Origin of the sequence: Spirillospora sp. NPDC047418 (genome assembly GCF_040643275.1) — a bacterium.
Lineage (GTDB): Bacteria > Actinomycetota > Actinomycetes > Streptosporangiales > Streptosporangiaceae > Spirillospora.
In genome coordinates, this window is the sequence record NZ_JBEYTW010000072.1 from 33,075 (window position 1) to 44,530 (window position 11,456).

The 11,456-nt window shown below is 70.6% G+C and carries 10 protein-coding genes and 1 other RNA gene; 7 read left to right on the forward strand and 4 right to left on the reverse strand.

Annotation, left to right across the window (positions count from 1 at the left end; all coding sequences use genetic code 11):
• Positions 1 to 15 precede the first annotated feature (15 nt).
• The 3 genes from ABZ806_RS32930 to prfB form a co-directional block, all read right to left on the reverse strand.
• Complete coding sequence (locus ABZ806_RS32930) at positions 16 to 912, reverse strand: DUF8094 domain-containing protein (protein WP_500221356.1); 897 nt, start codon at positions 910 to 912, stop codon at positions 16 to 18.
• Positions 913 to 1,072: 160 nt separating this feature from the next.
• On the reverse strand, positions 1,073 to 2,056 hold the full coding sequence (locus ABZ806_RS32935) for a DUF8094 domain-containing protein (RefSeq protein WP_500221357.1): 984 nt from the start codon (positions 2,054 to 2,056) through the stop codon (positions 1,073 to 1,075).
• A gap of 154 nt (positions 2,057 to 2,210) precedes the next feature.
• Complete coding sequence (gene prfB, locus ABZ806_RS32940; protein WP_500221358.1) at positions 2,211 to 3,323, reverse strand: peptide chain release factor 2; 1,113 nt, start codon at positions 3,321 to 3,323, stop codon at positions 2,211 to 2,213.
• A gap of 158 nt (positions 3,324 to 3,481) precedes the next feature.
• Here prfB and ABZ806_RS32945 point away from each other — a divergent pair, with 158 nt between their 5' ends.
• Positions 3,482 to 4,540, forward strand: a complete 1,059-nt coding sequence (locus tag ABZ806_RS32945) for a DUF8094 domain-containing protein (RefSeq protein ID WP_500221359.1) — start codon at positions 3,482 to 3,484, stop codon at positions 4,538 to 4,540.
• Positions 4,541 to 4,587: 47 nt separating this feature from the next.
• On the opposite strand, the gene ABZ806_RS32950 is transcribed toward ABZ806_RS32945, so the two are convergent.
• Entirely contained in the window at positions 4,588 to 4,773 is a 186-nt protein-coding gene (locus ABZ806_RS32950) for a hypothetical protein (RefSeq protein ID WP_500221360.1), read from the reverse strand.
• A gap of 409 nt (positions 4,774 to 5,182) precedes the next feature.
• Here ABZ806_RS32950 and ftsE point away from each other — a divergent pair, with 409 nt between their 5' ends.
• The 6 genes from ftsE to ssrA all read left to right on the forward strand — a co-directional run bounded on the left by ftsE (position 5,183) and on the right by ssrA (position 11,317).
• Complete coding sequence (gene ftsE / locus ABZ806_RS32955; RefSeq protein ID WP_067637726.1) at positions 5,183 to 5,872, forward strand: cell division ATP-binding protein FtsE; 690 nt, start codon at positions 5,183 to 5,185, stop codon at positions 5,870 to 5,872.
• A 130-nt stretch (positions 5,873 to 6,002) separates the two neighbouring features.
• Complete coding sequence (gene ftsX, locus ABZ806_RS32960) at positions 6,003 to 6,908, forward strand: permease-like cell division protein FtsX (protein ID WP_500221361.1); 906 nt, start codon at positions 6,003 to 6,005, stop codon at positions 6,906 to 6,908.
• Positions 6,909 to 7,001: 93 nt separating this feature from the next.
• Complete coding sequence (locus ABZ806_RS32965; RefSeq protein ID WP_500221362.1) at positions 7,002 to 8,201, forward strand: S41 family peptidase; 1,200 nt, start codon at positions 7,002 to 7,004, stop codon at positions 8,199 to 8,201.
• Between the two features lie 4 nt (positions 8,202 to 8,205).
• On the forward strand, positions 8,206 to 8,706 hold the full coding sequence (smpB, locus tag ABZ806_RS32970) for an SsrA-binding protein SmpB (protein ID WP_163058001.1): 501 nt from the start codon (positions 8,206 to 8,208) through the stop codon (positions 8,704 to 8,706).
• An 8-nt stretch (positions 8,707 to 8,714) separates the two neighbouring features.
• On the forward strand, positions 8,715 to 10,637 hold the full coding sequence (locus ABZ806_RS32975; RefSeq protein ID WP_500221363.1) for a penicillin-binding transpeptidase domain-containing protein: 1,923 nt from the start codon (positions 8,715 to 8,717) through the stop codon (positions 10,635 to 10,637).
• A gap of 307 nt (positions 10,638 to 10,944) precedes the next feature.
• Positions 10,945 to 11,317, forward strand: a transfer-messenger RNA (tmRNA) gene (ssrA, locus tag ABZ806_RS32980).
• Positions 11,318 to 11,456 lie beyond the last annotated feature (139 nt).

Here is an 11,456-nt window from a genome sequence, read left to right on the forward strand (position 1 = left end):
GGCGCCACGCGCTTCTCAGCGAGCGGACGCCAGCGAAACCGACTCGCCCAGCACGCGCCCCTTGCCGGAAGCCGGGGCGTAGCCGATGGCCAGCCATTGCCAGGAGGTATCGACCGTCTTGCCCGGCTCGTCGCCGTCCTTGGCCAGGTAGTCGCGCACTTCAGCGGGCAACGTGGACGCCTCGCCACCGCTCAGGGGCTGCTCCTGCTTCACTCCGTACCAGACCAGCGAACCGCCGTCCTGAGTGCGCAGGGCATACGACACCCCAGGCCCGGGAGTGAACGTCGCAGGCCCACCCGTCCAGTCACCGACCTTCCTCGAACGGGCGTTCCTGGAGTAGGTGTCCGGCACAATGGCACTCTCATCACCACTCGCCAGATACTCGGCGTGTGCCGCGGGAAGTCCGCGATCGGGCCCCGGAATCGCATACCCCTGCGAGTCATAGGCGAGCTGCGGCGGCTGCCCCTGAAACGTCAGCCAATGGGCAGCGCGCCACCCGTCCTTCTCTCCGCTCTTCACGAACACCCCGAGAACCTGCTGGTCCTTACCCCCCGACCGCTCAAGCCCCGCAACCCCGAACCACTTGGGAAAACCGTCCAACCGAGGCACGTAGAACACGGGATTCAACAGCGATATCTCCGCCGACGCGGGCAACTTCCCATAGGTGCGCACCCGAGCACTGACCGGAGCCTCCAACGCCCCCACAACGGCCGTACGCCAAAGCCCCACGTCCCCCGACGTGATGGCCGCGTTATGCCGCTCCGTCCACTCCCGAAGAACTCTGACCGACTCATCAGCGGCAACGGCAGGCGTACCGCGAGGTTCGTCCGCCCGCCCTCCCCCGTCCGCCCCAGACGAGGAACACCCGACAAGCGCGCCCAGCAGAGCGGCCACACAAAGCGCACGGCGCACGACTCACCCCGGCGGACGAATTGTCAGACTTGCCGCGCCAGTGTAAAGCCTCAGGACGCACCCACCCCGGCCACCACGAAAAGCAAATAAGCACCGTCGGGTGCCGGGCGGTTTCGCTGCAGCGGTCAGAAGAGCGGGAACGCCCGGCACCCGACGGAGATCAGGAGCCGTGCGCCGAGACGGCCTTGCGGTACATGCCGCTGACCGTGGCGCGGCCCTTGGGCGGAACGGTGGCCAGGTACTGCACGAGGACGGTGGTGTCCATGCGCGTCCTGGCGGCCTTGGCCGGGGCGAGCCCGACAAGATCCCCGCTCACCGCCAACCTGCCCCGTTTCGCGGCCGAATACGCCTCATTCTGCTTCAGGACATACCAGACGACCGCTCCGCGGTCCTTGGTGCGGAGCGCGTAGGTCCGGTAGGAGGCGGGGGAGAAGCGGGAGGACAGCGTCACGCCGCGCCGCGCGAGGGTCTGCTCGCCCTGCTTGAGCGCCTTGTAGGTCTCGTTGGTCTTCGCCCCGTCCGCGAGCAGTTTGGCGCCGGACGCGCCGGGCCCGTCGGTGAGCAGCGCGGCGTGCGCCTGCGGCAGTTTGCCGGGGGCGACCGCGAGGTCCTTCGCCGCGGGGTCGACGGGCGTGGCGAACCCGTCCGGGTCGAGGGCGATCGTGCCGAGCGACGGTGCGGACGGGAACGGGTCGGCGGTCAGCAGCCACGGCGCCCCCGCCTTGGCCTGCGTGAACAGCAGCGCGTGCCGCAGCGCCCGGTCGCCCGCGCCCGTGACGGTGTCGGCCGCGAACCAGTGCGGGTAGCCGGTCAGGCGCGGGATGTAGAGCGTGGTGTGCGAGAAGGCCAGCTTCGCCGGGCGCTTGCGGATGCTCCGGCGGAGTTTCAGCGCGGCCACGTCCATGGACAGCTGCGGGTCGGCCTCGACCGCGCGCAGCTGCCTGCCGCTGAGCCGCTTGCCCGCGCGGTTCGCGGCCGCGGCGTAGGACGTGAGCACCTGCTGTGCCTGCGCCTTGCTCAGCGCGGGCGCCCCGCCGGCCTTCGCCGCCTCGGCGGGCGCGCCGCTGCCGGAGCAGCCGGCGGCCAGCGCCGCGGCCAGCAGGCAGCCGGGCACCAGGATCGGAACGTGCGTGCGTGCGGCCATGAAGCCCCCCGAATGGCGACAGTGATCCGGACCACGCGTCATCCTCGCAGAGTGACCGTGCAGTCACTCTGTGAATGCGGAACTCCGTCGAAAGACGCCGCCGCAGGGACCCGGCGGAACGATCACGCGGCGGGCCGGTGCCGGGCCGGCGGGGTCAGACCGCCGCCTCCTGCTGGCGCATCCAGCGGATCTCGGCCTCGATGAACTCGTCGAGGTCGCCGTCCAGCACCGCCGACGGGTTGCCCGCCTCGACGCCGGTGCGCAGGTCCTTGACGATCTGGTACGGGTGCAGCACGTAGTTGCGGATCTGCGTGCCCCAGCTGCTGGTGCCCTCGCCGCGCAGCTCCGACATCTTCGCCGCCTCCTCCTGGCGCTTGCGCTCCAGGAGCTTGGCCTGCAGGACGTTCATGGCCGTGGCCTTGTTCTGCAGCTGGCTGCGCTCGTTCTGGCAGGACACCACGATCCCGGACGGGATGTGGGTGATCCGCACCGCCGAGTCGGTGGTGTTGACGCCCTGCCCGCCCGGCCCGGACGACCGGTACACGTCCACCCGCAGCTCGCTGTCGTCGATGTCGACGTGGTCGCTCTGCTCCACGACCGGGACGACGTCCAGGCCGGCGAACGACGTCTGCCGGCGGCCCTGGTTGTCGAACGGGGAGATCCGCACCAGCCGGTGCGTGCCGTGCTCGCCGCGCAGCGTCCCGTACGCGTAGGGGGCCTTCACCGCGAACGTGGTCGACTTGATCCCGGCCTCTTCGGCGTAGGACGTGTCGTAGACCTCCGTCGAGTAGCCGTGCCGCTCGGCCCAGCGCAGGTACATGCGCTGGAGCTGCTCGGCCCAGTCGGCCGCGTCCACGCCGCCGGCCTGCGCGTTGATGGTGACCAGCGCCTCCCGGGCGTCGTACTCGCCCGACATCAGCGTGCGCACTTCCAGCTGCTGGACGGCCTTGTTCAGCGCCGCGAGCTCCTCGTCGGCCTCCGCGCGCGTGTCGGCGTCGTCCATCTCACGGGCCAGCTCGTACAGGGTGCCGGCGTCGTCCAGCCGCTGCCGGAGGCCCTCCACCCGGCCCAGTTCGCTTTCGAGGTGCGACAGGCGGCGGGTCACCGACTGGGCGCGCTCCTGGTCGCTCCACAGGTCGGGGTCGGCCGACTGCTCGCGCAGGTCGGCGATGTCGCGCCGCATGCCGTCGAGGTCCAGCACCTGCTCGATGCTGGTGAGCGTCGTGCCGAGCTCCTTGAGCTGCTCTTCCGGATCGATGCCTGCCACGGTCCGAGCCTATCGCCGTTATGCAGTGGCCTTGCCGTGATGCGTACGCTTCGCGGTGACGCCCGTGCACCGGCCGATGGTGTACGGATGGCAGAATCACGGGCCGAGGAGGCCGGCCGACGACGGCCGGCACGGAGTTCGGTCCGGGGGACGGGTCTGTGCACAGGTTCCTGCGCGTGATCGCGGCCGTCGTGCCGCTCATCCTCGCGCTCGCCGCCGCGGGCTGCGCCGAGAGCAGGACGGAGGCGCGGCCCGTCGCGGGCGTGCCCGAGACGTCCCCGCCGGAGCCGGTGCCGCTGACCCCCGAGGTCGCGGAGCGGGCGTTCCGTACCTATGTCACCGACGAGGACGTGGCCCGCGCCGCAGGCGACGAGCGGCTCGCGCTGACGTGGACGTCCGACGGCCAGTCGCAGCTCACCGCCGCCGAGTTCCGCAAGGCCGCCTACGACGGCGATCCGGTGCGGCGGTTCGGTTACGGCGAGCCGAAGCTGTACGTGCCGAAGCTGAAGGACGCCGCCTACCCGCAGTGGTTCGTGGCGTCGGTCGACCGCTCCGTCCTGGGCAGGCCCAAGAGCGAGCACACGGTGCTGATGGCGTTCGTCCTGCGCGGGCCGTCCGACCACTGGAAGCTGACGCTGGCGACGCTCCTGCAGAAGAAGGCCAAGGTGCCGGAGGTCGCGGTCGACGACGAGGGGTACGCGGAGGCGCTGAGCAGCGATGACACGTCGCTGCTCATCCGCCCGCGCGACGTCGGCGGGATCCAGGCGACGATCGCCGCGGAGGGCGGCGGCAGCGTCGCCGCCAAGGTGATGAAGTCCAACGACGTCACGACCGGTTTCTACCGGGACGACAGGCACGCGAAGAAGAAGGCCAAGAAGAAGGACCTCACGTTCCAGGCCGTCTACACCGCGACGCCGTTCCCCTACTTCGGGCTGCGGACCGAGAGCGGCGGCGGGCTCGTCGTCTACTCGCTGTTCCGCAACACCTCACTGGTCGCCGAGGACCCGGACACCCCGAAACCGGAGATCCCCGAGGACGCCGAGCACCTCCTGGACGGGACCGTCGAGGGCAACGAGGTCGACACGACCGGCACCCTGCACTTCGCCGCCTACGACCCGGCGAAGGCCAAGAAGGGCAAGCCGCAGCCGAAGGCGCAGATGATCGCCGACGACGGCACCGTCACCAAGGCCGCGACCCCGCCGCTCAAGCAGCCCTGACGGCCGGCTGGGCTCGGCGGTCGAGAGGGCTGCGCCGCCGGGCGGGCTCAGCCGTAGACGCGGCGCAGGACGAGGGCGGTGAACAGCAGGGCCACCAGGGCGGCCAGGACGATCGCGGGCGGGATGGACGGACCGTGCCGGTGCATCTCCGACCGGGCGGCCCGGCAGGTGGCGCAGCGGCCCTCCACCACCGGGTTCGAGCACTGAGCGCAGATCAGATGTTCGCAGCTCATGTCGTGGGCCCCAATCTCCGGGATCGGTTCGCGGGTCCGTGCGGGAAGCGTCCGCTTCTTCGGTGTCCGTCCACTTATTAGGTATCTTTCGCCATCATCCAGCGTAGCCGGACTGTATGGTCGTTCCGGCAAGTCCGGGACCTTGATGGTAGGAAACGGCCGGACGTCGGGAGACGGATCACATGGCACTGATCGGACGGAAGGCACCGATCGGGCTGAACGACGTCCTGGAGTACCCGTACCTCGCCGAGTGGGACGAGGTAGTTGCCGGTCCCCTCTACACTGCTCGAAGGCTCCGCGTCCCACCCGGTCGTGAAGCCGGGCGGCGCAGGCAAGTGCCCACGGACCCGTCCGTGGCCGCGGGCCGGGCCGCTCCCCAACCCCTACAGCGAACCGCCGTGATGCAGCCGTGATCCATTTCGACAACGTCACCAAGGTCTACCCGAGCCAGAACCGGCCGGCCCTGCAGCATGTGAACGTCGCCATCGAGAAGGGCGAGTTCCTGTTCCTGGTGGGTCCGTCCGGCTCCGGTAAGTCGACCTTCCTGCGCCTCGTCCTGAAGGAGGAGCGTCCTTCCCAGGGTCACGTGCACGTGGCGGGCAAGGACCTGAGCAGGCTGACCAACTGGAAGGTGCCGCACCTGCGCCGCAGGATCGGCTGCGTCTTCCAGGACTTCCGCCTCCTGCCCAACAAGAACGTCTTCGAGAACGTCGCGTTCGCCCTCGAGGTGATCGGCAAGCCGCGGCGCTTCATCGGCAAGGTCGTCCCGGAGGTCATCGACCTCGTCGGCCTGGAGGGCAAGGCCCACCGGATGCCGGACGAGCTGTCCGGCGGCGAGCAGCAGCGCGTCGCGATCGCGCGGGCCTTCGTCAACCGGCCGATGATCCTGCTGGCGGACGAGCCCACGGGGAACATCGACCCCGCCACCTCGATCGGCATCATGAAGGTGCTGGACCGCATCAACCGGACCGGCACCACCGTCGTCATGGCCACCCACGACGCCGCTATCGTCGACGCCTTCCGCAAGCGCGTCGTCGAACTGGAGGACGGCAGGGTCGTCCGCGACCAGTCCCGCGGTGTCTACGGCCAGGCGTACTGACCATCTGAACCAACGATTCCCGCCGGGGCGTACGACAGCCGGAAGGCGGGGACCGCCCGCTTCGGGCCGCGTTCCCTCATGAGGCCGCCCGGGTTCCGGGCGGACCAAAGGCGATCAAGGACAGCGAGGCATGCGCGTACAGTTCGTTCTCCAGGAGATCTGGATCGGTCTCCGCCGGAACATGACGATGACGATCTCCCTCGTCATCACCGTCGCCATCGCCATGGCGCTCTTCGGCACGGGACTCCTCCTTCGGCAGCAGGTCGACGCGTCCAAGAGCTACTGGTACGACAAGATCGAGGTCTCGATCTTCCTGTGCGCCAAGACGAGCTCCAACCCCGCCTGCCAGAAGCAGGACGTCACCGACCAGCAGCGGCAGGCGCTCCAGGCGAGCCTGAAGAAGATGCCGCAGGTCTCCGGCGTCGAGTACGAGAACAAGCAGCAGGCGTACGAGCGGTTCAAGGACCGCTTCTCCGGCTCGCCGGGCTTCGTGGAGAGCACCCGCGAGGGCGACATCCCCGACTCGTTCCGGGTGAAGCTGCGCAACCCGGAGGAGTACAAGGCGGTCGCGCAGGCGATGCTCGGCCAGCCCGGCGTGGACACGGTGATCAACGAGCAGGAGATCCTGAAGCGGTTCTTCCGGATCCTGAACGGCCTGCAGGTGGCGGCGCTGACGATCGCGCTGATCCAGGTGATCGCGGCGGTCATGCTGGTCGGCAACACCGTCCGGCTGTCGGCGTTCAACCGGCGCCGTGAGACCGGCATCATGCGGCTGGTCGGCGCGTCCAACACCTATATCCAGATGCCGTTCATCCTGGAGGGCGCCATCGCGGGCCTGATCGGCGGCATCTTCTCCTCGATCCTGCTGGTGTTCAGTAAGAAGCTGCTGGTCGACAGATTGGCGGGAGACGTCCAGCTCGTGAGCCAGCTCGGCTGGAGCACGGTGTTCCTCGTCATCATCGTGTCGATCTGCTTCGGTGTGCTGCTCTGCGCCGTCGCGTCGTTCCTGACGCTGCGCAGATACCTGAAGATCTGACGCGGTCGCCCGGATCCGGGGCGAGTGCCGGATCCGGGCCGTGTCGCCGCCCTACACTTGCCGCATGATCTCGTCCGCGTCGCCGCAGCACCCGTGCCGCCGCTGAGGGGGCGGCCGGGGCGCGTGCTGCGCGGCGCGGCCGTCGCGGCGGCGATCGTCTGCGCGTACGGCGCCGGGGTCGTGAGCGGGTCCGGCTCGCAGCGGCACGCGGCCGTCGCGGGCGGCGGATCCGTGCTGGACGAGGCCGCGGCGCAGATCGGGCGCCGGGCCGCGAAACCGGTCGGGCGCGGCGAACTCGACCGCGCCGCCATCGAGGGCATGCTGCGCGGCCTCGGCGACCCATGGGCGCACTACTACCCGGCCCGCGAGTACGACGACGTCGAAGGACGCCTGACCGGCCACTACAGCGGCGTGGGGCTGTGGCTCGGCGGTTCCGGCCGCGGCACCGGCGTCCTCGTCGCGAGCGTTCAGCCGGGCACCCCCGCCGCGCGCGCCGGGGTGCGGGCCGGCGACGCCGTCACCGCGGTCGGGAACCGGTCCGTGGCCGGCTGGGACCTCTCCCGGGTCGCGGCGGCGCTGCGCGGACGCCAGGGCGAAGCCGTCGAACTCACCGTGGAACGCGGCCGTCGAACCTTACGGTTCCACCTCGTCCGCACACCCGTCCCCGGAGGGAACGTCACGGTGACCGCTCTTCCCGAGCACGCGCGCCTGATCCGCGTCGGCGCCTTCACGCGCGGTACGGGCACGGAGGTCCGCGCCGCCGTGACCGGGCGGTCGCCGTCCGGCCGCCCGACCGGCGGCGTCCTGCTGGACCTGCGCGGCAACCCCGGCGGGCTGCTGGACGAGGCGGTCGACACGGCGTCGGCGTTCCTGCCGGACGGCCCCGTCGTGACCTACGAGCCGCGCGGCCGGCCCGTCCAGCGCCGCACGGTCACGGTGCCGGGAGACCCGGACGTCCCGCTGGTGGTGCTCGTCGACGCCGGCACCGCGAGCGCCGCCGAGATCGTCGCTGGTTCCCTGCGCGACCGGGACCGCGCGGTGATCGTAGGATCGCGTACGTACGGGAAGGGCTCGGTCCAGGAGCCGATCGAGCTCGCCGACGGGTCGGTCATCGAGCTGACCGTCGGTCGCTACCGCACCCCGGGCGGCCGTAACCTCGACGGGGTCGGGATCGAGCCCGACGTGGCGGTCTCCGCCGACCGGCCGCCGGACGTGGCCGAGCGGCGCGCCCGGACGGTGCTGCGCGGCCTGCACGCGACCGTGCTCGACAGACGAACGCCGGACAAGGACTGATGACGTGGCACGGGACACCGGGCGCAAGAAAGATAAGAAGGACACCGGGCGGAAGATCATCGCCCAGAACAAGCGCGCCCGCTACGACTACCACATCGACGACACGTGGGAGGCGGGCATGGTGCTGATGGGCACCGAGGTCAAGGCGCTCCGCGCCGGCCGCGCCTCCCTCGTCGACGGCTACGCGCACGTGATGGACGGGGAGGTCTGGCTGGAGCACGTCCACATCCCCGAGTACACCCAGGGCACCTGGACCAACCACGCGCCCCGCCGGCGCCGCAAGCTGCTGCTGCACAAGCGCGAGATCCAGAAGATCATCGCCAAGTCGTCCGAACCGGGCTGGACGCTGATCCCGCTCGCCCTGTACTTCAAGGACGGCAAGGCCAAGGTCGAGATCGGCCTGGCCCGTGGTAAGAAGTCCTACGACAAGCGCCAGGCCATCGCCAAGCGGGAAGCCGACCGTGAGATGCAGAAGGCGGCGGCGGCCCGGTTCAGGAGACGGTGAAGGTGTCGATGAAGCACGAGGACGGGCGGCGGCGGCGAGGCATACCGCGGCGGGCGATCGCGCTGGCGGGCGGCGCACTGGTGGCCTCCGGCGCCCTCGCCGCGACGATGATGCCGGGCGCCCGGGCCGAGCCGTCGGCGATGCCGGCCGTCCGGGACTTCCTCATCGCCTGGCAGGTCGGCAACTACGAGGCCGCCGCCGGCCAGACCATCGGCACCGACAAGGAGCAGGTCGCGCAGGCCCTCGCCCGCGTCCGCGAGCAGCTCGACGCCGCGTCGTTGCGGCTGTCCCTCGGCACCGAGGTGGAGGGCAGCGGCGTCGACCAGGTCGTCAAGAAGGGCGACGAGGCCGACGCCCGCTTCACCGTCAAGATCGACCTCGGCGAGAACGGCCAGCCGTGGGAGTACCCCGGCCTGATGCACCTGCGCCGCGTCGACGGCAAGTGGAAGGTCGTCTGGAGCCCGTCGGTCATCAACACCAAGCTGAAGCCGGGGCAGCGGCTCGCGGTGGTGACCGAGGTGCCCAAGCGCGCGCCCATCACCGACACGCTGGGCCGCTCGCTGCTGCGCGAGGTCGGCGCCTACAACGTCGGGGTGTTCCCCGGCCAGCTCGCCGACCCGGCGAAGACCCTCGAGCAGCTCGCCAAGCAGACCAAGATCGACGGTGGGCGGCGGCTGGACGCCGAGCGCCTCCTCGGCCGCGTCCGGTCCGCCCCGCCGCAGGACTTCCTGCCCCTGCTGACCCTGCAGGTCCCCGCGCACAACGCGCTGATCCGGCGGCTCAACACCATCCCCGGCCTGCACTTCGACCCGGTCCAGGCGCCGATCGCGCCCGCCTACGCGCCCGAGCTGATCGGCGGCCTCGGCCCCGCCACCGCCGACCGGCTCCAGCAGGTCGGCGCCCCCTACCAGCCGGGCGACACGATCGGCGTCAGCGGCGTCCAGCTGCTCCAGCAGCGCCGCCTCGCCGGCACCCCGACCGTCCGCGTCGTCGCGCAGGACGAGTCCGGCAAGAACACCGAGGAGCTGCGGTCCTGGGAGGGCCAGCAGCCCGAGGAGGTCCGCACCACCCTCGACCCCGGCTACCAGGCCCGCGCCGACTTCGCGCTCAAGGGGCTGTCGTACCCGGCGTCCATGGTCGTGGTGCGGCCGAGCACCGGCGAGGTGCTCGCCGTGGCCAACCACGGGACCAATGGCGAGAACCGCGCCTTCGACGGCAAATACCCGCCGGGGCTGACGTTCGGGATCGTGTCCGCCGAGGCCCTGTTCTCGCACGCCGGGATGAACCAGACCACCGAGACCGCCTGCCCCGGCACCGTCACCGTCGGCGGCAAGACCTTCACCAGCAAGGCGCACGGCGAGACCGCCTTCGCCAACGCGTTCGCCGCGTCCTGCACGACGGCCCTCGCGCAACTCGGCGCCAAGCTGGACGCGCGGACCCTCGTCCAGGAGGCGGCCAAGTTCGGCATCGGCAAGGACTGGGGCCTCACCGTCCCCGCGTTCACCGGCACGCTGCCGACCCCCGTCAACGACGGGCAGAAGGCCGCCGCCATGGTCGGCGAGGGCAACGTCGAGGTGAGCCCCCTCGGCATGGCGCTGGTCGCGGCCGCGGCCTCCAACGGCACGTGGCGGCCCCCGTACGTCCTCAAGGACATCACCAAGACCGTCCAGGCGCCGCCGGCGGAGACGCTGAGCTCCGAACCACTCGTCAGCCTCAAGCGGGTCCTCGGCCGCACCGCCGACCGCGGCAACGCCCGGGGCGGCTACGCCGACGCCGGCGTCGCCGCCCTCGCCAACTACGTGCGCGGCGGCGACACCAAGACCGTCTCCTGGTTCGTCGGCTCCGAAGGCGACCGCGCGTTCGCGATCGCCGTCGAAGGCCCCGTCAGCACCCCTAAGCTCGCCGCCCGGTTCCTGACCGGCCGCAACTGAGTTTGGGATCTCTTTACACGCGGGACGCAACCATCCCGCCGCCCCCGGGCGTCCTTACGGGTGACTGGGCCACCGCTCGGGGGGTTGCGGGACCCAGTCGCCGTGATGAGACCAGAGCCTCGTCTCGGGGGAGGCTCTGCCGTCCCGACCGGCCCGACCCTGCCGGTCGACCCCGGTGGGCGCGACACAACACGCGCCCACCGGGGTTCACGGTCGTCTGGGGGGAAATAACGTTGCCCGCGCACGCGTTACCCTAGTAACGTCATCGTGCGGACGTCCTCGGGCGCCTGCTTTGACAACTCAACATGGGGGTGACCGGCTTCGACTTCGGTCGTTCGAGCCAGGGGAAGCGGGTCGAGGGTTGCTGTCGTGACCTCGTAAATCCTGTGACAGCAAACCAATAACTGCCAACAAGAAGCAGTCCGAGTTCGCCCTCGCCGCCTGAGCGAGGAGCGAACTCTGTCAGCCCGGTAGCGTCTCCGAGCCGGGGTCTGGCATCGTAAGGAGACTCCACCTACCGACCCGGTCGCGGGGCCGGTAGGGACAGCGAACAGCGACTGAGTCCGTCGGCGACACGCCTGCGTGAGCGCCGGGACTGAGAAAACGCCAAGCAGGCTGCGCCCGGAGAAGCCCTGACTTATCACCGAAGGACGCGGGTTCGATTCCCGCCACCTCCACTCTGGACGACCCGTGCTCGCCGCCGCTTTGCTGGCGGCTTCGCCGGGGCGTTTCGGTCCTTTTTCTGGGGGGCGACCCCCAGACCCCCGGTGTGGGGGGGGGGGGGGGGGCCCCCCCCCCCCCCCCCGCGCCCGGGTCGGA